Origin of the sequence: Paraburkholderia flagellata, from assembly GCF_021390645.1 — a bacterium.
In the GTDB taxonomy this organism is placed as follows: domain Bacteria; phylum Pseudomonadota; class Gammaproteobacteria; order Burkholderiales; family Burkholderiaceae; genus Paraburkholderia; species Paraburkholderia flagellata.
Genome location: NZ_JAJEJT010000001.1, coordinates 2808919 through 2832888, shown reverse-complemented (window position 1 = coordinate 2832888; position 23970 = coordinate 2808919). Strand labels below are relative to the sequence as shown.

Annotated in this window: 29 protein-coding genes and 1 tRNA gene; 28 read left to right on the top strand and 2 right to left on the bottom strand. The window is 63.5% G+C overall.

The window, feature by feature from the left end:
- Positions 1-5 precede the first annotated feature (5 nt).
- From L0U83_RS12710 to tatC, 21 genes are all read left to right on the top strand, one after another.
- Positions 6-1022, top strand: a complete 1017-nt coding sequence (locus L0U83_RS12710; protein ID WP_233883090.1) for an MlaA family lipoprotein — start codon at positions 6-8, stop codon at positions 1020-1022.
- A gap of 177 nt (positions 1023-1199) precedes the next feature.
- The gene (locus L0U83_RS12705; RefSeq protein WP_233883089.1) at positions 1200-1832 is read left to right on the top strand and encodes an MlaC/ttg2D family ABC transporter substrate-binding protein; all 633 of its coding nucleotides are present in this window, start codon (positions 1200-1202) and stop codon (positions 1830-1832) included.
- A complete protein-coding gene (locus tag L0U83_RS12700) occupies positions 1829-2101 on the top strand; it encodes an STAS domain-containing protein (RefSeq protein WP_233883088.1) in 273 nt (90 codons plus the stop codon). The genes L0U83_RS12705 and L0U83_RS12700 overlap by 4 nt, the downstream gene beginning before the upstream one ends.
- 289 nt (positions 2102-2390) lie before the next feature.
- The gene (locus L0U83_RS12695) at positions 2391-3317 is read left to right on the top strand and encodes an ABC transporter ATP-binding protein (protein WP_233883087.1); all 927 of its coding nucleotides are present in this window, start codon (positions 2391-2393) and stop codon (positions 3315-3317) included.
- Positions 3314-4069 (top strand): ABC transporter permease, encoded by a 756-nt coding sequence (locus tag L0U83_RS12690; protein ID WP_201699913.1) that lies wholly within the window; start codon positions 3314-3316, stop codon positions 4067-4069. The genes L0U83_RS12695 and L0U83_RS12690 overlap by 4 nt, the downstream gene beginning before the upstream one ends.
- A 15-nt stretch (positions 4070-4084) precedes the next feature.
- Positions 4085-4324 carry a BolA family protein gene (locus L0U83_RS12685; protein WP_028206568.1) on the top strand — a complete coding sequence of 80 codons (240 nt, stop codon included), beginning with the start codon at positions 4085-4087 and terminating at the stop codon, positions 4322-4324.
- 108 nt (positions 4325-4432) lie between these two features.
- The gene (gene murA, locus L0U83_RS12680) at positions 4433-5695 is read left to right on the top strand and encodes a UDP-N-acetylglucosamine 1-carboxyvinyltransferase (RefSeq protein WP_233883086.1); all 1263 of its coding nucleotides are present in this window, start codon (positions 4433-4435) and stop codon (positions 5693-5695) included.
- Positions 5692-6390: an ATP phosphoribosyltransferase gene (gene hisG, locus L0U83_RS12675; protein WP_233883080.1), complete on the top strand. Its 699-nt coding sequence runs from the start codon at positions 5692-5694 to the stop codon at positions 6388-6390. The genes murA and hisG overlap by 4 nt, the downstream gene beginning before the upstream one ends.
- A 129-nt stretch (positions 6391-6519) precedes the next feature.
- Positions 6520-7839 carry a histidinol dehydrogenase gene (gene hisD, locus L0U83_RS12670; protein WP_233883073.1) on the top strand — a complete coding sequence of 440 codons (1320 nt, stop codon included), beginning with the start codon at positions 6520-6522 and terminating at the stop codon, positions 7837-7839.
- Between the two features lie 223 nt (positions 7840-8062).
- Positions 8063-9139, top strand: coding sequence for a histidinol-phosphate transaminase (hisC, locus tag L0U83_RS12665; protein WP_233883072.1), 1077 nt, complete (start codon positions 8063-8065; stop codon positions 9137-9139).
- 54 nt (positions 9140-9193) lie between these two features.
- Positions 9194-9781, top strand: coding sequence for an imidazoleglycerol-phosphate dehydratase HisB (gene hisB / locus L0U83_RS12660; RefSeq protein WP_233883071.1), 588 nt, complete (start codon positions 9194-9196; stop codon positions 9779-9781).
- A gap of 256 nt (positions 9782-10037) precedes the next feature.
- Positions 10038-10679: an imidazole glycerol phosphate synthase subunit HisH gene (hisH, locus tag L0U83_RS12655; protein WP_158758746.1), complete on the top strand. Its 642-nt coding sequence runs from the start codon at positions 10038-10040 to the stop codon at positions 10677-10679.
- Between the two features lie 173 nt (positions 10680-10852).
- Positions 10853-11605 carry a 1-(5-phosphoribosyl)-5-[(5-phosphoribosylamino)methylideneamino]imidazole-4-carboxamide isomerase gene (hisA, locus tag L0U83_RS12650; RefSeq protein WP_069268257.1) on the top strand — a complete coding sequence of 251 codons (753 nt, stop codon included), beginning with the start codon at positions 10853-10855 and terminating at the stop codon, positions 11603-11605.
- 224 nt (positions 11606-11829) lie between these two features.
- Complete coding sequence (gene hisF / locus L0U83_RS12645; protein WP_233883070.1) at positions 11830-12612, top strand: imidazole glycerol phosphate synthase subunit HisF; 783 nt, start codon at positions 11830-11832, stop codon at positions 12610-12612.
- Between the two features lie 4 nt (positions 12613-12616).
- Entirely contained in the window at positions 12617-13042 is a 426-nt protein-coding gene (gene hisI, locus L0U83_RS12640) for a phosphoribosyl-AMP cyclohydrolase (protein ID WP_233883069.1), read from the top strand.
- Positions 13039-13407 (top strand): phosphoribosyl-ATP diphosphatase, encoded by a 369-nt coding sequence (locus L0U83_RS12635; protein ID WP_110388464.1) that lies wholly within the window; start codon positions 13039-13041, stop codon positions 13405-13407. The genes hisI and L0U83_RS12635 overlap by 4 nt, the downstream gene beginning before the upstream one ends.
- Positions 13408-13648: 241 nt before the next feature.
- A complete protein-coding gene (locus L0U83_RS12630) occupies positions 13649-14041 on the top strand; it encodes a DUF4870 family protein (protein WP_028206579.1) in 393 nt (130 codons plus the stop codon).
- A 42-nt stretch (positions 14042-14083) separates the two neighbouring features.
- Positions 14084-14452 (top strand): histidine triad nucleotide-binding protein, encoded by a 369-nt coding sequence (locus tag L0U83_RS12625; protein WP_233883067.1) that lies wholly within the window; start codon positions 14084-14086, stop codon positions 14450-14452.
- 159 nt (positions 14453-14611) lie between these two features.
- Complete coding sequence (gene tatA / locus L0U83_RS12620) at positions 14612-14854, top strand: Sec-independent protein translocase subunit TatA (RefSeq protein ID WP_233883064.1); 243 nt, start codon at positions 14612-14614, stop codon at positions 14852-14854.
- A 95-nt stretch (positions 14855-14949) separates the two neighbouring features.
- Positions 14950-15510 carry a Sec-independent protein translocase protein TatB gene (gene tatB, locus L0U83_RS12615; protein ID WP_233883062.1) on the top strand — a complete coding sequence of 187 codons (561 nt, stop codon included), beginning with the start codon at positions 14950-14952 and terminating at the stop codon, positions 15508-15510.
- A 45-nt stretch (positions 15511-15555) separates the two neighbouring features.
- A complete protein-coding gene (gene tatC, locus L0U83_RS12610) occupies positions 15556-16338 on the top strand; it encodes a twin-arginine translocase subunit TatC (protein WP_233883060.1) in 783 nt (260 codons plus the stop codon).
- 85 nt (positions 16339-16423) lie between these two features.
- On the opposite strand, the gene L0U83_RS12605 is transcribed toward tatC, so the two are convergent.
- Entirely contained in the window at positions 16424-17641 is a 1218-nt protein-coding gene (locus L0U83_RS12605; protein ID WP_233883059.1) for a Do family serine endopeptidase, read from the bottom strand.
- 19 nt (positions 17642-17660) lie between these two features.
- Here L0U83_RS12605 and L0U83_RS12600 point away from each other — a divergent pair, with 19 nt between their 5' ends.
- From L0U83_RS12600 to L0U83_RS12570, 7 genes are all read left to right on the top strand, one after another.
- Positions 17661-18407 (top strand): Nif3-like dinuclear metal center hexameric protein, encoded by a 747-nt coding sequence (locus tag L0U83_RS12600; RefSeq protein WP_233883058.1) that lies wholly within the window; start codon positions 17661-17663, stop codon positions 18405-18407.
- 262 nt (positions 18408-18669) lie between these two features.
- Positions 18670-19290 carry a ubiquinol-cytochrome c reductase iron-sulfur subunit gene (petA, locus tag L0U83_RS12595; RefSeq protein ID WP_233883056.1) on the top strand — a complete coding sequence of 207 codons (621 nt, stop codon included), beginning with the start codon at positions 18670-18672 and terminating at the stop codon, positions 19288-19290.
- Positions 19290-20678 carry a cytochrome b gene (locus tag L0U83_RS12590; protein ID WP_233883054.1) on the top strand — a complete coding sequence of 463 codons (1389 nt, stop codon included), beginning with the start codon at positions 19290-19292 and terminating at the stop codon, positions 20676-20678. Before petA ends, L0U83_RS12590 begins: the two co-directional genes overlap by 1 nt.
- Before the next feature lie 18 nt (positions 20679-20696).
- The gene (locus L0U83_RS12585; RefSeq protein ID WP_373321051.1) at positions 20697-21482 is read left to right on the top strand and encodes a cytochrome c1; all 786 of its coding nucleotides are present in this window, start codon (positions 20697-20699) and stop codon (positions 21480-21482) included.
- Between the two features lie 114 nt (positions 21483-21596).
- Positions 21597-22208: a glutathione S-transferase N-terminal domain-containing protein gene (locus tag L0U83_RS12580; protein ID WP_027797364.1), complete on the top strand. Its 612-nt coding sequence runs from the start codon at positions 21597-21599 to the stop codon at positions 22206-22208.
- Positions 22209-22311: 103 nt separating this feature from the next.
- The gene (locus L0U83_RS12575) at positions 22312-22818 is read left to right on the top strand and encodes a ClpXP protease specificity-enhancing factor (protein WP_233883052.1); all 507 of its coding nucleotides are present in this window, start codon (positions 22312-22314) and stop codon (positions 22816-22818) included.
- Positions 22819-22836: 18 nt separating this feature from the next.
- Positions 22837-22912, top strand: a tRNA-Thr gene (locus L0U83_RS12570).
- Between the two features lie 106 nt (positions 22913-23018).
- Here the strand turns inward: L0U83_RS12570 and L0U83_RS12565 are convergent.
- Complete coding sequence (locus L0U83_RS12565; protein WP_233883051.1) at positions 23019-23969, bottom strand: cation diffusion facilitator family transporter; 951 nt, start codon at positions 23967-23969, stop codon at positions 23019-23021.
- Position 23970: the final 1 nt, after the last annotated feature.

Sequence of the window (23970 nt, the reverse complement as noted above, 5' to 3'; positions counted from 1 at the left end):
AAAGAATGACGACCATACGCATGCGCGCCGTGACGCTCGGCGTCGCAGCGCTTGCACTCGGGGGCTGTTCGACAGTGCAGACGCCGTCGAAGGACGATCCGTGGGAAGGGTTCAACCGCACGGTGTACACGTTCAACGACAAGGTTGACACGTACGCGCTCAAGCCGGTGGCGCAGGGCTACGTGAAGGTGACGCCGCAGCCCGTGCGCGACAGCGTGACGAACTTCTTCGCGAACATCGGCGACGTCTACAACGCCGCGAACAACTTCCTGCAGTTGAAGATCACCGATGGTGTCGAGGACATCATGCGGATCGTGATCAACACGGTCTTCGGCCTGGGTGGCCTTTTCGACGTCGCGACGCTCGCAAAGCTGCCCAAGCACAACCAGGACTTCGGTCTCACGCTCGGCCACTATGGCGTGCCGCCGGGGCCGTACCTCGTGCTGCCGCTGTTCGGTCCGAGCACGGTGCGTGACGGCGTGGGCCTCGTGCCCAACTACTTCATCAATCCGCTCACCTATGTGGATCCGGCCGCGCTCTCGTGGGGCCTCTACGGCCTGAACGTGGTGAGCACGCGCGCCAATCTGCTGGGCGCGAGCGACCTGCTCGAAGGCGCGGCGATCGACAAGTACTCGTTCATCCGCAACGCGTATTTGCAACGTCGCCGCTATCTGCTTTCGGATGGCCGCGCGTCTGACAACAATCTGCCGGATTACGGCGATGGCGCGCCGCTGCCGAAGTACGAGGACACCGACGAAGGCGCGGCGCCTGGTGCCGCGGCGCCGGCCTCGGGTGCGGCAGCCGGTGCAGCGGTCCCCGCTTCGAGCGCCGCGCGTGCGGCTACGCCGAACGCGGCCAGCATGGCACCCGCCTCTCCCAATGGCGAAACGACCGCTCCGGCCACGCTGGAAGGTCCAGCCGGCGCCGCAGCGCCGGTAGGGGCGTCGGAAACCACCGTGCCGGGCGACCAGATGATCCCGCCGGCCCGCATCGGCTTCCCGAGCATGCTGCGTCTGCATTGAGCGCCGCTGCGGCGTGGCGCAACGCCTCGCCGCAGCGTTCGTCCGACATAAATGTCTGACGTAACAAGCAGAAACGCTTGTCGCACTTTGCTGGCAGTTTTTGACATAGCGAGATAGAACTCGCGTGCTATCGTTGGCCTCCAACGGGGCGATGTCCCCCAACTAGCAGGACTGGATATGAAAAAATTCTTTCTGTACCCGTTTTTCGCCATGTTTCTTTCGTTTGCCGGCGGCGCGTTCGCCCAGACGGTAGACACCAGCAATCCCGACGCGATGATCCAGACGGTCACGCAGCAGGTCATGAGCCAGATCAAGGGTGACAAGTCCATCCAGTCCGGCGACATCAGCAAGATCACGCAGCTCGTGAACGAAAAAATCCTGCCGTACACCGACTTCCGCCGCACCACGCAGCTCGCGATGGGCCGCAACTGGCGCACTGCCACGCCGGAGCAGCAGCAACAGGTCATCGAGCAGTTCAAGACGCTGCTCATCCGTACGTACTCGGGCGCGCTCGCCCAGGTGCGCGATCAGGAAATCCAGTACAAGCCGTTCCGCGCGAACCCGGACGACACCGACGTCGTGGTCCGTTCGACGGTCATGAATGGCGGCCAGCCGATCGAGCTCGACTATCGCCTCTATAAGACGCCGCAAGGCTGGCGCGTGTATGACATCAACGTGCTTGGCGCGTGGCTCATCCAGGCGTATCAGCAGCAGTTCCAGGAAAAGATCCAGCAAGGCGGCGTGGACGGCCTGATCCAGTTCCTCACGCAGCGCAACCAGCAACTCGCATCGGGCAAGGCGACCTCGTGAGCGAGCGTTTCGCCACCGGCGCGAACCTGACCCACGAGAGCGCGAACGCCGCGCTCTCGGCCGGGTTCGCGCAGATCTCGGCGGGCGCAACCGCAGTGGACTGCGCCGCGCTCACCCAGTTCGATTCATCGGCACTCGCCGTGCTGATCGCCTGGCAGCGTGCCGCGCGTGAGCGCGGTGCTTCCCTCGCCGTGCTCAATTTGCCCCCCGCGCTCGCCGCTCTCGCGCGCGCCTACGGCGTCGATTCGCTCCTCAACGAGCGACATTGACCCGCGTCGCCCGGCCGAACGATTGCGTTCGAGCGGCTAATGCAGCACTGCTGCCGCACTGCCGGGCCGACGCAGTTCCCCCCTCCAAGGCCAGGCCGCACTTTCCGACTTGGCCTATAATCAACCGTTTTTTGGGCGTTGCCTCGGCGCAAAAAGCATCGCTTGGCAGGTAAAAAGCGTGCACCGGGACAGCAAAGCCGGCCTCGTAAGCCGTCCCCAATTCCGGTCCTCCCCGCAGCATTGATGCATTCTTGAGCCGCGCCGTTCGCAAGCGGGCGGCGTATTAGTCATGCCAGCCATAGAAATCCGTAACGTCAAGAAGCGCTACAAGTCGCTTCAGGCGCTCAAGGGCGTCAGCTTCACGGTCGAAGACGGCGAGTTCTTCGGGCTGCTCGGCCCGAACGGCGCGGGCAAGACGACGCTCATCAGCATACTTGCCGGCCTCGCGCGCGCGGACGAGGGCTCGATCGCCGTGCGCGGTCACGATGTCGTCGCCGACTACCGCAACGCGCGCCGCAATCTGGGCGTCGTGCCTCAGGAACTGGTGTTCGATCCGTTCTTCACCGTGCGCGAGACGCTGCGCATCCAGTCCGGCTACTTCGGTCTGCGCAACAACGACGCGTGGATCGACGAAGTCATGGCCAATCTCGATCTCACCGAGAAAGCCGACGTGAATATGCGCGCGCTGTCGGGCGGCATGAAGCGCCGCGTGCTCGTGGCGCAAGCGCTCGTGCACCGTCCGCCCGTGATCGTGCTCGACGAGCCCACTGCCGGCGTGGACGTGGAACTGCGCCAGACGCTCTGGAAGTTCATCGCGCGCCTGAACCGCGAAGGGCACACCATCGTGCTCACCACCCATTATCTCGAGGAAGCCGAGCAGTTGTGCGATCGCATCGCCATGCTCCGGCGCGGCGAGATGGTCGCGCTCGAGCGCACGTCTGCACTGCTGCAGCGCTTCGCGGGCACGCAACTCTTCCTGCGCTTCTCGGAGGGCGCGCTACCGAGCGATTTGCGCGCGCTCGAAGTCGATCCGTCCAACGCCAGCGCACACCAGCATCTGCTGCGCCTCGCGAGTTACGACGACGTGGAGCGCATTCTTGCCAGGTGCCGCGCGAACGGCTGCAAGCTCGAAGAAGTGGAAGTGCGCAAGGCCGATCTGGAGGATGTCTTCGTGCAGGTGATGAACAGTCCCGACGTGGTCGAGGGTCTCGCATGAGCGGTTTCCGTACGCTGTTCTACAAGGAAGTGCTGCGGTTCTGGAAGGTCGCTTTCCAGACCGTGCTCGCACCGGTCATTACCGCGCTGCTCTATCTCACGATCTTCGGCCACGCGCTGCGCGGCCACGTGGAGGTGTACCCGGGCGTGGAGTACACGAGCTTCCTGATTCCCGGCCTCGTGATGATGAGCGTGCTGCAGAATGCCTTCGCGAATAGCTCGTCGTCGTTGATCCAGTCGAAGATCACGGGCAATCTCGTATTCGTACTATTGCCGCCGCTCGCCGCATGGGAGATGTTTGGAGCCTACGTGCTCGCCTCGATCGTGCGCGGCCTCGCCGTTGGCGCGGGCGTGTTCGTCGTGACGATCTGGTTCATTCCAATGAGCTTCGCTGCACCGTTCTACATCATCGCTTTTGCGGTGCTCGGCTCGGCGATCCTCGGCACGCTCGGCCTGATCGCCGGGATCTGGGCGGAGAAGTTCGACCAGCTCGCGGCGTTTCAGAATTTTCTTATCATGCCGCTCACGTTTCTTTCGGGCGTGTTTTATTCGACGCATACGCTGCCGCCCCTGTGGCGCGAGGTGTCGCGGCTCAATCCGTTCTTCTACATGATCGATGGCTTTCGCTTTGGGTTCTTCGGCCTGTCCGACATCAACCCGCTCGTGAGCCTTTCGATCGTTTTCGTGTTTTTCGTGGCGCTTGCCACGCTCGCCATGCGTTTGCTCGCGAGCGGGTACAAGCTGCGTCACTAAGCAGGAGCCATACTCATGTTGCCGACTCCGGAACAGATCAAGCAGTACATCTCGGCAGGGCTCGCGTGCGAGCACCTCGAAGTCGAAGGCGACGGCCAGCATTTCTTCGCGACGATCGTCTCCTCAGCATTCGACGGCAAGCGCTTGATCCAGCGCCATCAACTCGTCTACGCGGCGCTCGGCGACCGCATGCGCGAGGAAATCCACGCGCTCAGCATGAAGACGCTCACGCCCGCCGAATGGCAGAACGCATAATCTGGAATCTCAGTGCGAATTACCCAGGACAAAGACGCCGCCGCGAGCGGCGCAGCTCAACACCAAGCGACCCAGCAAGCCGGCCGCACCGATCAGGAAACCTCAGGCATGGATAAACTCGTCATCGTCGGCGGGCAGAAGCTCGCAGGGGAAGTGGTCGTTTCCGGAGCGAAGAATGCGGCGTTGCCCATTCTTTGCGCAGGCCTTCTGAGCGCCGAGCCCGTTCATCTCGACAACGTGCCTGACCTTCAGGACGTGCGCACCACGCTCAAGCTGCTTGGCCAGATGGGTGTGCGCACCGAGCACGACGGCCACCGCGTGCAGCTCGACGCTTCGAAGGTGAACAATCTCGTCGCGCCCTATGAGCTCGTGAAGACCATGCGCGCCTCGATCCTCGTGCTCGGGCCGCTCGTCGCGCGCTTTGGCGAGGCGAAGGTGTCGCTGCCGGGCGGCTGCGCGATCGGCGCGCGCCCCGTGGACCAGCACATCAAGGGCCTGCAGGCGATGGGCGCCGAGATCAACATCGAGCACGGCTTCATCGAGGCGCGCGCGAAGCGCCTGAAGGGCGCGCGCATCGTCACCGACATGATCACGGTCACCGGCACGGAAAACCTGCTGATGGCCGCCGTGCTCGCCGAGGGCGAAACGGTGATCGAGAACGCCGCGCGCGAACCGGAAGTGGGCGACCTCGCGCACCTGCTCGTGGCGATGGGCGCGAAGATCGACGGCATCGGCACGGACCGCCTCGTCATTCAGGGCGTGGACAAGCTGCACGGCGCGCACCACACCGTCATTCCCGACCGTATCGAAGCGGGCACGTTCCTGTGCGCGGTTGCGGCCGCTGGCGGCGACGTCACGCTGCGCCACGTGCGTCCGCACATTCTCGATGCCGTCACCGACAAGCTGCGCGAAGCAGGCGTGACGATCGAAGAGGGCGACGACTGGATGCGCGTGCGCATGCACGAGCGCGCGCGCGCCGTGAACGTGCGCACGTCCGAATACCCGGCGTTCCCGACCGACATGCAGGCGCAGTTCATGGCGCTCAACACGATCGCGGACGGCACCTCGCAAGTGGTCGAAAATATCTTCGAAAACCGCTTCATGCACGTGCAGGAACTGAACCGCCTCGGCGCTCACATCACGATCGACGGCAAGACGGCGCTCATCGCTGGCGTCGAAAAGCTCTCGGGCGCGAAGGTGATGGCAACCGACCTGCGCGCATCGGCGAGCCTCGTGATCGCGGGCCTGTGCGCCGACGGCGAAACGCTGATCGACCGTATCTATCACCTCGACCGCGGCTACGACCGCATGGAAGAGAAGCTCACGAAGATCGGCGCAAACGTGAAGCGGATCAAGGGGAGCGCGGCATGAGCACCGTCGAGTCCAAGCCCACGCCGGCGGCCGCGGCCAGCGCGCCGCTGACGCTTGCGCTCTCGAAGGGCCGCATCTTCGAAGAGACGATGCCGCTTCTCGCCGCGGCCGGCGTGCATGTGACCGAAGACCCGGAAACCTCGCGCAAGCTGATCCTGCCGACCACCGACCCGAACCTGCGCGTCATCATCGTGCGCGCCACCGATGTGCCCACCTACGTGGAGTACGGCGCGGCCGACTTCGGCGTGGCGGGCAAGGACGTGCTCAACGAGCACGGCGGCGGCGGCCTGTATCAGCCGATCGATCTCGACATCGCGCGCTGCCGTCTTTCGGTGGCCGTGAAGGGTGGCTTCGATTACGCGAATGCGGTGCGCCAGGGCGCGCGCCTGCGTGTGGCGACCAAGTACACGGAAGCCGCACGTCAGCACTTCGCGGCCAAGGGCGTGCACGTCGACCTCATCAAGTTGTACGGCTCGATGGAGCTTGCGCCGCTAGTGGGTCTCGCGGATGCGATCGTCGACCTCGTCAGCACGGGCGGCACGCTGCGCGCGAACAATCTGGTCGAGGTGGAAGAGATCATGGAGATCTCGTCGCGCCTCGTCGTGAACCAGGCGGCGCTCAAGCTCAAGCGCGCCGCGCTGCGGCCCATCATCGACGCGTTCGAACGCGCGTCGCGCGGCGCGCAGTCGGCCTGATTAGTCGGTCCGAACAGGCTGACCGAGTCGAAAGCAAAGGGCACAAAGGGCAGGCGCAATGACGCGCCGCCTCGCGCGCAGCGCATCTCAAAAGGCGTGGCGCGCACAACGTAACGGATGGATACCAGCATGGCTATCACGATGCGCAAACTCGATTCCAGCGCCGAAGGCTTCAAGAAGGCGCTGCACGCGGTGCTCGCCTTCGAGGCGAGCGAGGACGAGGCCATCGAGCGCTCCGTCGCAGAGATTCTCGCCGACGTGAAGGCCCGCGGCGACGCCGCTGTGCTCGACTACACGAACCGCTTCGACCGTCTTTCCGCGACGAGCGTCGCGGCGCTCGAACTGCCGTTCAGCGAACTCGAAGCGGCGCTGGAGAGCCTGGAGCCCAAGCAGCGCGCGGCGCTCGAAGCGGCGGCGGCGCGCGTGCGCGGCTACCACGAGAAGCAGCGCATCGAGTGCGGCTCGCATAGCTGGCAATACACCGAAGCCGACGGCACCGTGCTCGGCCAGAAGGTCACGCCGCTCGACCGCGTGGGCCTTTACGTGCCCGGCGGCAAGGCCGCGTATCCGTCGTCCGTGCTCATGAACGCGATTCCCGCGCGGGTGGCGGGCGTGCGCGAAATCATCATGGTCGTGCCCACGCCCGACGGCGTGAAGAACCCGCTCGTGCTCGCGGCGGCGCTGCTCGGCGGCGTCGATCGCGTGTTCACGATCGGCGGTGCGCAGGCCGTGGCCGCGCTCGCGTACGGCACGAACACGATTCCGCCCGTCGACAAGATCTGCGGGCCTGGTAACGCCTACGTCGCTTCTGCCAAGCGCCGCGTGTTCGGTACGGTCGGCATCGACATGATTGCGGGCCCTTCGGAAATCCTCGTGATCTGCGACGGCACGACCGATCCGCGCTGGGTCGCCATGGACCTGTTCTCGCAGGCCGAGCACGACGAACTTGCGCAGTCCATCTTGCTGTGCCCGGACCAGGGCTTCATCAAGCGCGTGGAAGACGCCATCGACGAACTTCTGCCCGCCATGCCGCGCGCCGAAGTCATTGCCACGTCGCTCACGAACCGCGGCGCGCTCGTGAAAGTGCGCGACATGGCGGAGGCCTGCGCCATCGCCAACGAGATCGCGCCGGAGCACCTCGAAATCTCGGCGCTGGAGCCGCAGAAGTGGGGCGCCGAAATTCGCCACGCAGGGGCGATCTTCCTTGGCCGCTACACGAGCGAAAGCCTCGGCGACTACTGCGCGGGGCCGAATCACGTGCTTCCTACGTCTCGTACCGCACGTTTCTCCTCGCCGCTCGGCGTCTATGATTTCATCAAGCGTTCGAGTCTCATCGAGGTGAGCGCGGAAGGCGCGCAAACGCTCGGCGAGATCGCAGCCGAGCTTGCCTATGGCGAAGGCCTGCAGGCCCACGCGCGCAGCGCCGAATTTCGCATGAAGCAGGTGTAAAGCACGCCTGGCAACTTGCAGAAGCGAATGGAATGAGCCGCCGCGCAGCATGGAGGCGTTGCGCGACGGCAAGCCCCGCGAGTGCGCGGGTGCCGTAGTTTGGCCCACAGTTTGACGCGCAGTTTGACCCACGCACAGCAGAGACCACGACGATAACCAGGGCGGCCGGCTCGCCGAGCTGCCCGTGCTGGCGGCCTTCGTTTTTCGCGAGCCGCCTTTCGACATGACGACACCACAAGACATCATCCGTCGCGACGTGCTCGCGATGACGAGTTACCCCGTGCCCGACGCTTCCGGTTTCGTGAAGCTCGATGCCATGGAAAACCCGTTTGCACTGCCCGCCGAGCTGGCCGCCCAACTGGGTGAACGCCTTGCGGCAGTCGCGCTCAACCGCTATCCCGCGCCGCGCCCCGAAGCGCTTATCGCGAAGCTCAAGCAGGTCATGCGCGTGCCGGCCGACTGCGACATCCTGCTCGGCAACGGCTCGGACGAGATCATCAGCATGGTCACCATGGCGTGCGCGAAGCCCGGCGCGAAGGTGCTCGCGCCGGTGCCGGGCTTCGTCATGTATGCGATGTCGGCGAAGTTCGCGCAGGTGGAGTTCGTCGGCGTGCCGCTCAAGGCCGACTTCACGCTCGACCTCGAGGCGACGCTCGCCGCCATCGCGGAGCACAAGCCGGCCGTGATCTGGCTGGCGTACCCGAACAACCCCACGGGCACGCTGTTCGACGACGCCGACATCGAGCGCGTGATCGCGGCCGCGGCGGCGGCGAAAAGCCTCGTTGTGATCGACGAGGCCTACCAGCCGTTCGCGATGCAAAGCTGGATGCCGCGCGTGGGCGAGTTCGACAACGTGGTCGTGATGCGCACGATGTCGAAACTTGGTCTCGCAGGCATACGCCTCGGCTATCTGGCCGGGCGTCCGACGTGGCTCAACGAGTTCGACAAGGTGCGTCCGCCGTATAACGTGAACGTCCTCACGCAGGCGGCCGCGGATCTGCTGCTCGACCATGTCGATGTGCTCGACGCGCAGGCCGCGCAACTGCGCGCGCAGCGTGCAACGCTCGCGGCCGAAGTGGCGAAGCTGCCGGGTGCCGAGGTGTTCGAAAGCGCGGGAAATTTCCTGCTCGTGCGCGTGCCCGACGCGGCGGCGGTTTTTGACACGCTGCTGTCTGCCCGGATTCTGATCAAAAACGTGGGTAAAATGCACCCATTGCTTGCGAACTGTGTGCGCCTGACCGTTGGCACCCCCGACGAAAACGCGCAATTGCTCGCTGCCCTGAAGCTCGTGCTCCGTTAAGCCGAAGCTTCGTTCTCCCACTCTCCTGTTACGGGCTGTTTGAAGGATATTGCCATGCGCGTCGCGCAAGTCGTTCGCAACACCAGCGAAACGCAAATCCGCGTGAAACTCAATCTGGACGGCACCGGTGAGCAAAGGCTCGCGACCGGCGTGCCGTTTCTCGACCATATGCTCGACCAGATCGCACGACACGGTCTGATCGATCTGGAGGTCGAGGCGCATGGCGACACGCATATCGACGACCACCATACGGTGGAAGACGTCGGCATCACGCTCGGCCAGGCGGTGGCGCAGGCCATCGGCGACAAGAAGGGCATTCGCCGCTACGGCCACGCCTATGTGCCGCTCGACGAAGCGCTCTCTCGCGTCGTGATCGACTTTTCGGGCCGTCCGGGACTCGAATTCCATGTGCCGTTCACGCGCGCGCGCATCGGCACGTTCGACGTCGACCTGTCGATCGAATTCTTCCGCGGCTTCGTGAACCACGCGGGCGTGACGCTGCATATCGACAATCTGCGCGGACTCAACGCGCACCATCAGATGGAAACCGTGTTCAAGGCATTTGGCCGCGCGCTGCGCCAGGCCGCCGAACTGGACGAACGTCAGGCGGGCAAGATTCCGTCGACGAAGGGCAGCCTCTAAGCGACGCCTTTCACCGACCAGAAGGCGAGCCGCTCGGCGCGGGCGGTGCGCTCGCGTGCCGGAGCAGGACTTCGAGCCCGCCGCGCCGGGGCCGTCGCGAGCATGCAGGGTGCACGCCACATTAGCCGTTCGGCTTATGGGCTTGCGCGCGCCGACTGGCGTACATTGACGGTTTCGAAGGCAGATCAGGGCACATTGCGGCGCACAGGCGCCCACACAGCCAAGGGTAGGGCCTGGCGAGCAGGCCGGATTCGAGATGAAAACTTCAATTGCGATTGTGGATTATGGGATGGGCAACCTGCGTTCGGTGGCCCAGGCGCTGAGGCAGGCTGCACCGGAAGCCGATGTGGCTATCGTCGAGCGTCCCGAAGCGATCCGCGCGGCCGACCGCGTGGTGCTGCCGGGCCAGGGCGCGATGCCCGACTGCATGCGCAGCCTGGCGGAGTCGGGCCTGCAGGACGCCGTGCTCGAAGCCTCGCGCACGAAGCCGCTCATGGGCGTGTGCGTGGGCGAGCAAATGCTGTTCGACTGGAGTGCGGAGGGCGACACGAAGGGCCTGGGCCTGCTGCCCGGCAAAGTCGTGCGCTTCGATCTGGAAGGCCAGTTGCAGGACGACGGCTCGCGCTTCAAGGTTCCGCAAATGGGCTGGAACCGCGTGCGCCAGGCGCGCGCGCACGCCCTGTGGGACGGCGTGCCCGACGAAAGCTTCTTTTACTTCGTGCACAGCTACTATGTAGTTCCGGCGGATGCGGCGCACACCGTGGGCGAAACGCCGTACGGCGCGGCCTTTACCTCGGCAGTGGCGCGGGATAACATCTTTGCCACCCAATTCCACCCAGAAAAGAGCGCCGCTGCGGGCTTGCGCGTCTATCGCAACTTCGTCCACTGGAACCCCTGATTCCTGCGGCGCTGACGCTCGCAGCCATCTTTGCGCACGAGCGCAGCGGCATACGATTTGCGTCAGCAAGGCCGCCGAAAGAGTTGTACTAAACTAGCGAAACGGCGTCGGATCGGGCCTTTTTTCCGTCGGCGCTGCAGACTTCAACCCCATTCCCAGACACACCCGAAGCTATGCTGCTGATTCCGGCCATCGATCTCAAAGACGGTCACTGCGTGCGCCTCAAACAAGGCGATATGGACCAGGCGACGATTTTCTCCGAGGAACCGGCGGCTATGGCCCGACACTGGGTCGAGCGCGGCGCGCGGCGCCTGCACCTCGTCGACCTGAACGGCGCGTTCGCCGGCAAGCCGAAGAACGAAGACGCGATTCGCGAGATCATCCGCGAAGTCGGCGACGAGATCCCCGTGCAGCTTGGCGGCGGCATCCGCGACCTCGACACCATCGAGCGTTATCTCGACGACGGCCTGTCCTATGTGATCATCGGCACCGCCGCCGTTAAGAATCCGGGCTTCCTTCAGGAAGCGTGCACGGCATTCGGGGGCCATATCATCGTCGGCCTCGATGCGAAGGACGGCAAGGTCGCGACCGACGGCTGGAGCAAGCTCACGGGCCACGAAGTCGTGGACCTCGCGCGCAAGTTCGAGGACTACGGCGTCGAGTCGATCATCTACACCGACATTGGCCGTGACGGCATGCTTCAGGGCATCAACATCGAAGCGACGGTGCGCCTCGCGCGCGCGGTGAAGATTCCGATCATCGCGAGCGGCGGACTTTCCAACCTCGGCGACATCGACGCACTGTGCGAAGTCGAGGACGAAGGCGTGGAAGGCGTGATTTGCGGCCGCGCGATCTATTCGGGCGATCTCGATTTCGCCGCCGCGCAAACGCGCGCAGACAGCCTGCGCGAATCGGACGACGCGTAAGGCGTCGAACGTCGGCCTCCGTAACGGGAGGCCTTTTGTTTTTGGCGCTGCGCCGCCATCTCCATGGGGACTGGCGCTCGCGCGGGATAATTTCGCCTGGGGGCGCAAGGCAAGCCGCAAAGCGCGCGACAATGGGCTGCGCGCTACCCCCGAACCCGGGGCCAGCGGCCTTCTCGCGAACGGCGCTCGCCGCACACACACCGACTGGCTACTTCGGCAAGATCATGGCTCTACCCAAACGCATCATCCCCTGCCTCGACGTGACCGCCGGGCGCGTCGTGAAGGGCGTCAATTTCGTCGAACTGCGCGACGCGGGCGACCCCGTCGAAATCGCCCGCCGCTACGACGACCAGGGCGCCGACGAACTCACGTTCCTCGACATTACCGCGACCTCCGACCAGCGCGACCTGATCCTGCCGATCATCGAGGCGGTGGCTTCGCAGGTCTTCATTCCGCTTACCGTGGGCGGCGGCGTGCGTGCCGTGGCGGACGTGCGGCGCCTGCTCAACGCCGGAGCGGACAAGGTCAGCATGAACTCGTCGGCCGTCGCCAATCCGCAACTCGTGCGCGATTCTGCCGACAAATATGGCTCGCAGTGCATCGTCGTCGCCATCGACGCCAAACGTGTATCCGGCACGTCCGCGCTGGGCGAACCCGCGCGCTGGGAAGTGTTCACACATGGCGGCCGCAAGGCCACCGGCATCGACGCCGTGGAATGGGCGCGCAAGATGGCCGAACTGGGCGCGGGCGAAATCCTGCTCACGAGCATGGACCGCGATGGCACGAAGAGCGGCTTCGACCTCGCCCTCACGAGCGCGGTGTCTGACGCGGTGCCGATTCCCGTGATCGCCTCGGGCGGCGTGGGCGGCCTGCAGGACCTCGCGGACGGCATCGTCAAGGGTCGCGCCGACGCCGTACTGGCGGCGAGCATCTTCCACTACGGCGAGCACACGGTGGGCGAGGCCAAGCGCTTCATGGCCGACCAGGGCATTTCGGTGAGGATGTGACGCGATGAGCAACGCACAAACCAACGACCTCGCCAACGCCAACTGGCTCGACAAGGTCAACTGGGACGCCAACGGCCTCGTGCCGGTGATCGCACAGGAAGCCACCACCGGCGACGTGCTGATGTTCGCGTGGATGAACCGCGAAGCGCTTGCCAGGACGGTGGAACTGCGCCGCGCCGTGTATTTCTCGCGCTCGCGCCAGCGACTGTGGTTCAAGGGCGAGGAGTCGGGCCACGTGCAGCACGTGAGCGACATCCGCCTCGACTGCGACGAAGACGTCGTGCTGCTCAAGATCGAGCAGGTCTCGGGCATCGCGTGCCACACGGGCCGCCACTCGTGCTTTTTCCAGCAATTCGAAGGCACCGTCGACGAAGGCCGCTGGGTCGCCGTCGACCCTGTGCTGAAAGACCCCGAACACATCTACAAATGACGCAACTGAACACCAACGACACCCTGCTGCGCCTCGCAGCGGTGATCGACAGCCGCAAGGGCGGCGATCCGGACGCCTCCTACGTCGCGCGCCTTTTTCACAAGGGCGACGACGCGGTGCTCAAGAAGGTCGGCGAAGAAGCGACGGAAGTCGTGTTGGCCGCGAAGGATGTGCGCCAGGGCGGTGCACCGAAGGCGCTGGTCGGCGAGATGGCCGATCTGTGGTTCCACTGCCTCGTCACGCTCTCGCACTTTGATCTGAGTCCCGCCGACGTGCTCGCGGAACTGGAGCGCCGCGAAGGTCTTTCGGGTCTTGAAGAGAAGGCGCTGCGCAAGAGCCGCGAGCGCGAAGAAAACGGCGACTGAGGCTGGCGCCAACCATTACAGAACGATGGCTTTGCATGGGACCGGAGCAAGGGCTAAAGCGCCAACTCTGGATCGACAGCTTTGCATGGGACCGGAGTAAGGGCTAAAGCCCTAACTCCGGATCGACAGCTTTGCATGGGACCAGAGTAAGCGCTAAAGCGCCAACTCTGGATCGACAGCTTTGCATGGGACCAGAGTAAGCGCTAAAGCGCCAACTCTGGATCGACAGGAGATGAACGACATGTCCACGTCTGGCGACTATCCGCCCCCTTCGTACCGCAACGGCGTAGACGCGGACCGTTTGCGCAGCCTGCGCACGTTCACGCACGTGCTGTACGCGCTCTACGCGGTGTACTGGCTCACCGGCGGCATTTCTGTGCTGGTGGCCATCATCCTCAATTACCTCAAGCGCGACGAAGCGCTCGGCACGCCCTACGAGCAGCACTTCACCTGGCAAATCCGCACGTTCTGGCTTGGCCTCGCCGGCCATCTGATCGGCGGCGTGCTCATCTTCGTGCTGGTCGGCATTCCAATTTTGTGGGCTGTCGCAATCTGGACGTTGTACCGTATCATCAAAGGCTGGCTGTACTTGTACGACAACAAGCCGCTGCACAACCCGCGCGCCTGGTTTTGAGGGCATCCGGGTGCATGTGCGGCTTTGCTCACCAGGAGCACCATGAGTCACGACCGCAGCACCTGTCTCTTCTGCAAGATCGCCGATGGCCATATTCCCAGCGCGCGGGTGTACGAAGACGACGAGTTCGTCGCCTTCCGCGACATCCGGCCTGCAGCAGAAACACACGTCCTCGTCATTCCGCGCCAGCATATTTCCACCCTTGCCGATTGCGGTGAAAACGACGCACCGCTGCTTGGTAGAATGTTTGTGTTGGTCGCGAGGCTCGCCAAGGAACTGGGCGTCTCGTACACGGGCGGCGAAACCGGGTTTCGCACGGTGGTGAATACGGGGCCGGGCGGCGGGCAGGAGGTCTACCATCTGCACGCGCATTTGCTGGCCGGGCCGCGTCCGTGGCACCGCATGGGCTGAGTGCCGGCGGCGGTGAAAATCGGTATAAATGACGAATGGCGTGGGTCCAACCAGGTGTCTTGCTAAAGGTTCGCACGCCACGTCGATGCAACATCAAACAGGCACAATTTATCGCGTCGCGCAGTTCGCGTGGCGGCGGGGTTAAGGAGAGAGTCAATCATGGGTTCGTTGAGCATTTGGCACTGGCTGATCGTCTTGTTGATCGTTGCGCTTGTCTTCGGCACCAAGAAGCTGCGCAATATCGGTAGCGATCTGGGCGGTGCGGTGAAGGGTTTCAAGGAAGGCATGCGCGAGAACGAAGGCGCCGGCGCCGACACGCAAAAGCGCGAGCTCCCGGCCAATGGCGGCGCAGTCGACGTCGAAGCCAAGGACAAGACGCAGCGCTCGAACGACTACCGCTAAAACGCGTGGCGGCCTTATTTCGCCGCCAGTCGTTTTCCAGCTCAAATCCAGCTCGTGACCAATAAGGCAGCCAAGGCTGACGGAATACTCCATTCATGCTCGATCTCGGTTTAACCAAGATGGCGCTGATCGGCGTCGTCGCGCTGGTCGTTCTCGGACCGGAGCGGCTACCGCGTGTCGCACGCACGGCGGGCGCGCTGTTCGGGCGCGCGCAGCGTTATATCAACGACGTCAAGGCGGAAGTCACGCGCGAGATCGAACTCGACGAGCTGCGCCGCATGAAGACCGAGTTCGAGGAGGCGGCGCAGAACGTCGAAAAGAACGTTCAGGACAACCTGCGCAAGCATGAAACCGAGTTGAACGACGCGTGGAACGCGGGCACGTCGGTGTCGCCGAGCATCGCGGGCGGCGCGGATCCTGCCAGCGCGGAAGGCGCTGCCGCCAACCTGGTGAATGGCGCCGCGACGCAGTCGGGCTGGCGCTCCGGCAACGCGGGCGCGAGCGGTGCGAAGCGCAAGAACTGGCGCGTGAAGCGAAGCGCCGCGCCTGTCTGGTACAAACGCGCTACGCTGCGCCGCACGCGGGTGCAATCCGGCGCTGCGCGCGTGGCACAGCACACGCCGGCGAGCTTGCGCCGGCCCACGCGCTTCTTCTGACGCGGATCCGCCTTTGCGCACGACCATTTCCAACAGAGGGCCGGTGTGAGCGACCCCCAGCAAAAACTGGAAGAAGGCTCCGAAGAGACCTTCATTTCCCATCTCGTCGAACTGCGCGACCGCATCATTCGCGCAGGCCTTGCCGTGATCGTCGTGTTCATCGGGCTCGTGTACTGGGCGCCCGACATATTCCGTCTGCTTGCGCGTCCGCTCATGCAGAACCTGCCGCGCGACGGCAAGATGATCGTCACCGACGTGACCGGCTCGTTCTTCGTGCCCATGAAGGTCACGATGCTCGTGGCCTTCGTGATCGCGCTGCCGATCGTGCTCTACCAGATCTGGGCGTTCGTCGCTCCCGGTCTTTACCAGCACGAAAAGAAGCTCGTCGTGCCGCTCGTGGCGAGCAGCTACACGCTCTTCCTCTGCGGCATGGCGTTCGCGTATTTCGTGGTGTTCCCGACCATCTTCCGCGTGATGGCGCACTACAACGCGCCGCTCGGCGCGGAGATGACGACCGATATCGACAATTACCTGAGCTTCGTGCTCACCATGTTCATCGCGTTCGGTGTGACCTTCGAGGTGCCGATCATCGTCGTGTTGCTCGTTCGCATGGGCATCGTCACCGTGAAGAAGCTCAAGCAGATCCGGCCCTACGTGATCGTCGGCGCGTTCATTGTCGCGGCCGTCGTGACGCCGCCGGACGTGTTCTCGCAGCTCATTCTCGCGTTGCCGCTCATCATCCTGTACGAGCTTGGCATTATTGCGGCGCGTATCTTCGTCGGTACTGGAGAGAAGAAATCCGTGGACGAGAGTCAAGCCGCAAGCTGACCTCGCTGGTTGAGCGCAGGAAAATAAAAGGCCGCGAACTTGGGTTCGCGGCCTTTTCGCTTTCTGGATGCGGGGGCGCGACGGATCAGCCTCCGTCGTCGTCGCCTTCGCCGTCTTCCTGAGCCGGCTGCTTCGGCGGCGGCGGGCGCTTGCCGATCAGCACGTCGAGATCCATGTCCTTGTTCTTGCGCACGAGGTGGATCTTCGCGTCGGTGCCCGGTTTGATCTGCGCGATCACGTTCAGAAGGCGTGTGGTGTCCGTGATGGCCTCACCGTTCACCGAGGTGAGGACGTCGCCCGGCTTGATGCCGGCCTTGTCGGCGGGGCCGCCCTGCAGCACGCCCGCGACGATCGCGCCCGACTTCTCTTTCAGCCCGAAGGAGTCGGCGATCTCGGGCGTCACGTCCTGTGGTTCGACGCCGATCCAGCCGCGCGTGACCGAGCCTGAGGTGATGATGCTCTCCAGCACGCTGCGCGCCGTGGAAACGGGAATCGCGAAGCCGATGCCGAGTGAGCCACCCGAGCGTGAGTAGATGGCCGTGTTGATGCCGAGCAGGTTGCCGTTCACGTCGACGAGCGCGCCGCCCGAGTTGCCCGGGTTGATCGGCGCGTCGGTCTGAATGAAGTTTTCGAACGTGTTGATGCCGAGGTGATTGCGGCCCAACGCGCTGATGATGCCCATCGTGACCGTTTGTCCCACGCCGAACGGGTTGCCGATGGCGAGCACAACGTCGCCCACGCGTGTCTGGTCCATGCGGCCGAGCGTGATGGTGGGCAGGTTCGGCAGGTTGATCTTGAGCACCGCGAGATCGGTTTCCGGATCGATGCCGATCACCTTCGCGTTGGTCGTGCGGCCGTCGGAAAGCGCGATTTCGATCTGGTCCGCGCCGTCGATCACGTGCTGGTTCGTTAGAATGTAACCGTCCGGACTGACAATGACGCCCGAACCGAGGTTGGCGGCAGGTTGCTCGTGCTGCTTCTGGTTTTTGTTGCGATCGCCGAAGAAGTAGCGAAATAGCGGGTCGTTCTGGCGGGGATCGGGCGGCAGCGACCCATCCTTGCTGGAGAACACGTTGACGACCGCGGGCATGGCCTTCTGGGCGGCGTCCGCATAAGAGCCTTGGGCGGCGCCTCCACCGATGCCTGGCGCCACCTCCCGCAGTGCGACGATCGGCTCGGCGAGCTGCTTGCCGAACTGCCCCTGGTGCTGCAGCCACTGCGGTTTGAGCGTGGCGATGATGAACATCAACGCCAGCAGGACCGTCACCGCCTGGGCGAAGAACAGCCAAAAGCGTCTAAGCATCTGAAGATTAGAGGATTATATGGATCGGATCGAACTGGAATTGTATCTGAACAATCTTCTGGAATCCGCGCGGTTCAAGGACTACTGCCCCAATGGTCTGCAGGTCGAAGGGCGGCGTCGCGTGGAGAAGATCGCCACGGGTGTGACCGCTTCACTTGCCTTCCTCGAAGCCGCGCTCGAGTGGGGCGCCGACGCCGTGCTCGTGCACCACGGCTACTTCTGGAAGAACGAAGCGCCGCAGATTACGGGCCGCAAGTACCGGCGCCTGAAGACGTTGCTCGCGAACGATATCAACCTGTTCGCCTACCATCTGCCGCTCGACAACCATCCCGAGCTGGGCAATAACGCGCAGTTGGGCGCCAGATTCGGCTGGATCGGCGAACAACGCTTCGGCGAGCAGGATCTTGGCTGGATGGCCACGCTGCCCATGCCGATCACGCTCGCGCACTTTACCGCCGAGGTCGAGCAGACGCTCGGCCGCACGCCGCTCGTGCTTGGCGACCCCGACTGGCAGTTGCGCCGCGTGGCCTGGTGCACAGGCGCGGCGCAAAGTCTCTTCGACGCCGCGATCGACGCCGGCGCCGACGTCTTCCTCACCGGCGAGATCTCCGAGCAGACCACGCACACGTCGGCGGAAAGCGGAGTGGCGTTCCTCGCGGCGGGCCACCACGCAACCGAGCGCTTCGGCGTGCAGGCGGTGGGCGCGCATCTCTCGGAAGCCTTCAACATCGAGCATCTTTTCATCGACGTCGACAATCCCGTTTGAGCGGGTTTCCCAGTGGGGACTTTTGGCGTTCGCTTTGCGAAAATTGTCGTGGTGCAGCATCGTTTTATTCGTAGGGCATTTACAAACTGAAAAGAAAGTGGCCCTCTTTTCTGCGGGAAAACCCCGAGATATCAAGGACTTCCGAAGCTTTTTGGAGAACGCCCCTTGTAAATGCCAACTCCATTCGAGCAAACTAGCGTTCGGCAGCACCGCGGGTAAGCTGGCGTGACGGAAAAATCCAACTCAGAAGTGGGGCGATGTGATGCGAGACAACGAGAATGACCGCGTCGACGGCAGCCGCCGAACCTGGCTGATTGCGACGTCCGTAGCAGGTGGCATTGGAGGCGTGGCCACTGTCGTACCCTTCGTAGGTTCCTTTGCACCATCCGAAAAAGCCCGCGCCGCCGGCGCGCCGGTCGAAGCCGACATATCGAATCTTCAGCCCGGCTCGATGATGACCGTGGCCTGGCGCGGCAAGCCCGTGTGGATCCTGTACCGCACGGATCGCATGATGGCCGACGTGAAGAAGGCCGATCCTGATCTGGCCGACCCGAACTCCGAGCATCCGTTCTCTATGCCGATGCCGGAGTACTGCATGAACGAGTTCCGCTCACGCGCCGAGCATCAAAACATTCTCGTGGCCGTGGCCGTCTGCACCCACTTAGGCTGCACGCCGACGCCGCGCTTCCAGGAGGGCCCGCAAGCCAACCTGCCCGACAGTTGGCCGGGCGGCTTCCTGTGCCCGTGCCACGGCTCCACCTACGACCTCTCCGGCCGCGTGTTCAAGAACAAGCCGGCGCCGCAAAACCTCGACATTCCCCGCTACATGTTCGCGTCTCCGACGCAGATCGTGATCGGCAAGGACGAAAAAGGAGAAGCGTGATGGCGACGGGAACCGAAAAGGATGTGGGGGAGACGGCCGGCCTGCAGGGCTGGATCGACAAGCGCTTTCCGATGACCGCGAGCTGGCGCGCGCACGCTTCCGAGTATTACGCGCCGAAGAACTTCAACTTCTGGTACTTCTTTGGCTCGCTCGCGCTGCTCGTGCTGGTGAACCAGATCGTCACCGGCATTTTCCTCACCATGAACTACAAGCCCGATGCGACGCTCGCGTTCGCGTCGGTCGAGTACATCATGCGCGAGGTGCCGTGGGGCTGGCTCATCCGCTACATGCACTCCACGGGCGCGTCGATGTTCTTCGTGGTCGTGTATCTGCACATGTTCCGCGGGCTTCTTTACGGCTCGTACCGCAAGCCGCGCGAACTCGTGTGGATCTTCGGCTGCGCGATCTTCCTGTGCCTGATGGCCGAGGCGTTCTTCGGCTACCTGCTGCCGTGGGGCCAGATGTCGTTCTGGGGCGCGCAGGTGATCGTGAACCTGTTCTCGGCGATTCCCTTCATCGGCCCGGATCTCTCGCTGTGGATTCGCGGCGACTACGTAGTGTCCGACGTCACGCTCAACCGCTTTTTCGCGTTCCACGTGATCGCCATTCCGCTGGTGCTGGTCGGGCTCGTGATCTGCCACATCATCGCGCTGCACGAAGTGGGCTCGAACAACCCGGATGGGATCGAGATCAAGGAGAAGAAGGATGCGAACGGCGTGCCGCTCGACGGCATTCCGTTCCATCCGTACTACTCGGTGCACGACTTCATGGGCGTGTGCATCTTCCTGATGATCTTCGCGGCAATCGTGTTCTTCGCGCCGGAAATGGGCGGCTACTTCCTCGAAGCGAACAACTTCGTCCCGGCCAACTCGCTGCAAACACCGCCTGAGATCGCGCCGGTGTGGTACTTCACCGCGTTCTACGCGATGCTGCGCGCCACCACCGACCCGTTCAAGATCGTGCTGATGATCGTGATCGCGCTGCTCGGCTTGCTCGCGCTCCTGCGCGCCCGCGGCAAATGGCGCGCCGGGCTGCCGGTGCTGGCGGTGCTCGTGGTCCTCGCCATGTACTTCACCGAGTCGAAGTTCTGGGGCGTGGTGGTAATGGGCACGGCGGTGATCTCGCTGTTCTTCCTGCCGTGGCTCGATCGCTCGCCGGTGAAGTCGATCCGGTACCGGCCGCTGTTCCACAAGGTGTTTCTCGGCATCTTCGTGCTTGCGTTCCTGACACTCGCGTTCCTCGGCACGAAACCGCCATCGCCGGCGGCCACGCTGATTGCCCAGATCTGCGCGCTCGTCTATTTCGCCTTCTTCCTCGGCATGCCGTTCTGGACGCCGCTTGGCACGTTCAGGCAGCCGCCCGAACGCGTGCGGTTCAAGCCCCATTAATTGACGAGCGAGGAAGATATGACGAGAAAATCTCTTTTTTCGGCGCTCGCGAAGGTGAGCGTCCGGGCCGGCTTGGCTGCGCTGGCGCTCTCATGTGCATTCGGGGTCGGATCGGCGGCGGCGCAGGAAAACATTCCGCTCGACCGCGCACCCGATAACGGCGAAAATCTTGCTTCGCTGCAGCACGGTGCCAAATTGTTTGTAAACTATTGCCTGAATTGCCATAGTGCGAACTTGATGCGCTACAGCCGATTGCAGGATCTCGGCATTCCGCAGAAGCAAATCGAAGATAATCTGTTGTTTACGACCGACAAGGTCGGCAACACGATGTCCATCGCGATGCGCCCGGACGACGCGAAGTCGTGGTTCGGCGTGGCGCCGCCGGACCTCTCCGTGGAAGCGCGGGCGAAAGGGCGCGACTGGCTGTACACGTACCTGCGCAGCTTCTACCGCGACGACACGCGGCCGACCGGCTGGAACAATCTGGTGTTCGAAAACGTGAGCATGCCGCACGTGCTGTGGCAGTTGCAGGGCATACGCACGGCGAAGTTCGAGGACACAACGGACGAGGAAACCGGGGAAAAAATCCGTCGCTTTGCCGGGTTCCAGCAGGTCACGCCCGGAACGCTCTCGCCGGTGGATTATGATGCCGACGTGGCCGACCTGGTGGCGTACCTCGGCTGGATGGCCGAACCCGAGCAGAAAACCCGCAGGCAGCTTGGCGTGTGGGTGCTCCTGTTCCTCGGCGTCTTGAGCTTTTTCGCGTGGCGATTGAACGCCGCGTACTGGAAAGATATCAAATAGGCACGTCCTGACCGACGTGGGGCTGGTGCGACGAGATGCCGTCTGACGGTTCAGGGACCGTCAGACGGTTTTTTCGCCCGCTGGCCTTTTGGGTTTATTGAGGAAATGTAAATCATGATGGTTCTGTACTCCGGCACTACCTGCCCGTTCTCCCAGCGTTGCCGGCTGGTGTTGTTCGAAAAGGGCATGGACTTCGAAATCCGTGACGTCGACCTGTTCAATAAACCGGAAGACATCGCCGTGATGAATCCGTACGGTCAGGTGCCGATTCTGGTCGAGCGCGACCTGATTCTGTACGAATCGAACATCATCAACGAGTACATCGACGAGCGCTTCCCGCATCCGCAGCTGATGCCGGCCGACCCGGTCCAGCGCGCCCGCGCGCGCCTGTTCCTGCTCAACTTCGAGAAGGAACTGTTCGTGCACGTGAGCACGCTCGAAAACGAAAAGGGCAAGGCCGCCGAGAAGAATCACGAGAAGGCGCGCCTCGCGATCCGCGACCGCCTCACGCAGCTCGCGCCGATCTTCCTGAAGAACAAGTACATGCTGGGCGAAGAGTTCTCGATGCTCGACGTCGCGATCGCGCCGCTGCTGTGGCGCCTCGACCATTACGGCATCGAGCTGTCGAAGAATGCCGCGCCGCTCATGAAGTACGCCGAGCGCATTTTCAGCCGTCCGGCGTATATCGAAGCGCTCACGCCGTCTGAAAAGGTCATGCGTCGTTAAGCACGCAGTTGAGCACGCAGTTGAGCAGTATCCTGGCGGTTGCAGGTAACAGAGGCGGCGCGCACAGCGTGGGTGTGGGTGCCGCCTCGTGAAAGGATTGTTGATGCAAGAGATTTCCACCAAGCCGTATCTGCTGCGCGCGCTGTACGAGTGGTGCACCGACAACGGCTTCACGCCGCATATCGCGGTGCGGGTCGACAACCACACGCGCGTGCCGCGCCAGTTCGTGCGTGACGGCGAGATCGTGCTGAACATCAGCTTCGAGGCGACGAGCCAGTTGCAGATGGGCAACGAGATGATCGAGTTCCACGCGCGCTTCTCGGGCAAGTCGCACAAGATCGAGGTGCCTGTGCCGAACGTCCTCGCGATCTACGCGCGCGAGAATGGCCAGGGCATGGCGTTCCCGGTCGAGTCGCCGCCGGGCGACGCTGACGACGTGCTGTCCTCCGAGGACCACGAAGAAGCCGAAGCGCATGAGGCGCACGAAGTGCGCGACGAGCCTGCGCAGGAGCCCGCTGCACCGCTCGCGCCGGTCGCGTCGCGCGCTGCCGACAAAGATGACGAAGGCGGCAACAAAGGCGGCAAGGGTCACCTCAAGATCGTGAAATGAAGTAGAATAGCGGGCTACGCCGGCTTAGCTCATCTGGTAGAGCAGTTGATTTGTAATCATCAGGTGGCGGGTTCGAGTCCTGCAGCCGGCACCACATTCAAGACAAAGGGTTACGTGAAGTTCACGTAACCCTTTGTGCTTTCTGGACCCACACTGGGTCGACCCCGGGTCAACCTCGGGTCCACTCTGGGCCGAACACCTCATTCCGCCCACTCCGGGTCGCTCGTGAACATGATCGTGAGCCAGCGGTGCGACTCGTCGCCGCCTATGGCCCGCCCAATTTCGTCGCGGATCGCATCCCATTCGGCGATGCGTTTCGGCGGCATGTCGGGCGGGACGACGAAATACAGTTCGATCTCGCGCGAACGGCCCACTTTCGCGACATAGGCGCGGTAATACTCGAAGGCGTAGCGCTCGACGAAGCGTTTCGCGACGGCATCGACATGCTGCTTGAGATCCGCGGGCGCGACGAGCAGCACGTCCAGCAGGGCTTGGCGGATTTCCGCAAGCGGAATCGGAATGATCACGGCGCACACCACGACGAGCGCCGCCGGGTCGACGTAGGGCGTGAGGTGCTCCCACGCCGTTCCCTGAATCGCATAGCCGACGCTGAAAGCGATCAGCAGCGCCGCCGTGATGCCCGCGGACATCATCCACGACTTGATGTCGAGGCGCAGGAAGTCCGAGTGGATTCGACGATTCGCGCGCGATTCGAACACCGCCATCGCAACGCAAGCGCTCACGGTGAGCACGGCGTAGACGAGGGCCGGGCCAAAGTGTAATTCGTGGCCGCCGGCGAGCAGGTTCGTGACGCCGTTGATCAGCGCATAGACGGCCACGCCCACGAGCAGCGTGCTGTTCAGGCCGAGCACCATGGGTTCGAGATGCCAGAAGCCCATGGTGAAGCGCTCGCGCCATTTACGCGGCAAGTCGACGTTGACAGCGTAGGACGTGATGAGGCGCACGACGGCGAGCGCGAGCGCGCTCATGCTCGCGTCGACGAGTGCATAAACGCCGTCGAACACAATGGAAAACGAGCCGGAGATCAGGCCAAACAGAATGCCGATGAGGGCGATCACCAACGTCGTGGCGATAGATAGCGTCAGCACGCTGCTCTCGTCGGCTGTACTGAAGAATCGTAGCCGTTCCATG

Excerpts from the sequence above, each read along its gene's own strand:
- L0U83_RS12710 (WP_233883090.1), top strand. The coding sequence starts at position 6 with ATGACGACCATACGCATGCGCGCCGTGACGCTCGGCGTCGCAGCGCTT.
- L0U83_RS12705 (WP_233883089.1), top strand. The coding sequence starts at position 1,200 with ATGAAAAAATTCTTTCTGTACCCGTTTTTCGCCATGTTTCTTTCGTTT.
- L0U83_RS12695 (WP_233883087.1), top strand. The coding sequence starts at position 2,391 with ATGCCAGCCATAGAAATCCGTAACGTCAAGAAGCGCTACAAGTCGCTT.
- L0U83_RS12690 (WP_201699913.1), top strand. The coding sequence starts at position 3,314 with ATGAGCGGTTTCCGTACGCTGTTCTACAAGGAAGTGCTGCGGTTCTGG.
- L0U83_RS12685 (WP_028206568.1), top strand. The coding sequence starts at position 4,085 with ATGTTGCCGACTCCGGAACAGATCAAGCAGTACATCTCGGCAGGGCTC.
- murA (WP_233883086.1), top strand. The coding sequence starts at position 4,433 with ATGGATAAACTCGTCATCGTCGGCGGGCAGAAGCTCGCAGGGGAAGTG.
- hisG (WP_233883080.1), top strand. The coding sequence starts at position 5,692 with ATGAGCACCGTCGAGTCCAAGCCCACGCCGGCGGCCGCGGCCAGCGCG.
- hisD (WP_233883073.1), top strand. The coding sequence starts at position 6,520 with ATGGCTATCACGATGCGCAAACTCGATTCCAGCGCCGAAGGCTTCAAG.
- hisC (WP_233883072.1), top strand. The coding sequence starts at position 8,063 with ATGACGACACCACAAGACATCATCCGTCGCGACGTGCTCGCGATGACG.
- hisB (WP_233883071.1), top strand. The coding sequence starts at position 9,194 with ATGCGCGTCGCGCAAGTCGTTCGCAACACCAGCGAAACGCAAATCCGC.
- hisH (WP_158758746.1), top strand. The coding sequence starts at position 10,038 with ATGAAAACTTCAATTGCGATTGTGGATTATGGGATGGGCAACCTGCGT.
- hisA (WP_069268257.1), top strand. The coding sequence starts at position 10,853 with ATGCTGCTGATTCCGGCCATCGATCTCAAAGACGGTCACTGCGTGCGC.
- hisF (WP_233883070.1), top strand. The coding sequence starts at position 11,830 with ATGGCTCTACCCAAACGCATCATCCCCTGCCTCGACGTGACCGCCGGG.
- hisI (WP_233883069.1), top strand. The coding sequence starts at position 12,617 with ATGAGCAACGCACAAACCAACGACCTCGCCAACGCCAACTGGCTCGAC.
- L0U83_RS12635 (WP_110388464.1), top strand. The coding sequence starts at position 13,039 with ATGACGCAACTGAACACCAACGACACCCTGCTGCGCCTCGCAGCGGTG.
- L0U83_RS12630 (WP_028206579.1), top strand. The coding sequence starts at position 13,649 with ATGTCCACGTCTGGCGACTATCCGCCCCCTTCGTACCGCAACGGCGTA.
- L0U83_RS12625 (WP_233883067.1), top strand. The coding sequence starts at position 14,084 with ATGAGTCACGACCGCAGCACCTGTCTCTTCTGCAAGATCGCCGATGGC.
- tatA (WP_233883064.1), top strand. The coding sequence starts at position 14,612 with ATGGGTTCGTTGAGCATTTGGCACTGGCTGATCGTCTTGTTGATCGTT.
- tatB (WP_233883062.1), top strand. The coding sequence starts at position 14,950 with ATGCTCGATCTCGGTTTAACCAAGATGGCGCTGATCGGCGTCGTCGCG.
- L0U83_RS12605 (WP_233883059.1), bottom strand. The coding sequence starts at position 17,641 with ATGCTTAGACGCTTTTGGCTGTTCTTCGCCCAGGCGGTGACGGTCCTG.
- L0U83_RS12600 (WP_233883058.1), top strand. The coding sequence starts at position 17,661 with ATGGATCGGATCGAACTGGAATTGTATCTGAACAATCTTCTGGAATCC.
- petA (WP_233883056.1), top strand. The coding sequence starts at position 18,670 with ATGCGAGACAACGAGAATGACCGCGTCGACGGCAGCCGCCGAACCTGG.
- L0U83_RS12590 (WP_233883054.1), top strand. The coding sequence starts at position 19,290 with ATGGCGACGGGAACCGAAAAGGATGTGGGGGAGACGGCCGGCCTGCAG.
- L0U83_RS12585 (WP_373321051.1), top strand. The coding sequence starts at position 20,697 with ATGACGAGAAAATCTCTTTTTTCGGCGCTCGCGAAGGTGAGCGTCCGG.
- L0U83_RS12580 (WP_027797364.1), top strand. The coding sequence starts at position 21,597 with ATGATGGTTCTGTACTCCGGCACTACCTGCCCGTTCTCCCAGCGTTGC.
- L0U83_RS12575 (WP_233883052.1), top strand. The coding sequence starts at position 22,312 with ATGCAAGAGATTTCCACCAAGCCGTATCTGCTGCGCGCGCTGTACGAG.
- L0U83_RS12565 (WP_233883051.1), bottom strand. The coding sequence starts at position 23,969 with ATGGAACGGCTACGATTCTTCAGTACAGCCGACGAGAGCAGCGTGCTG.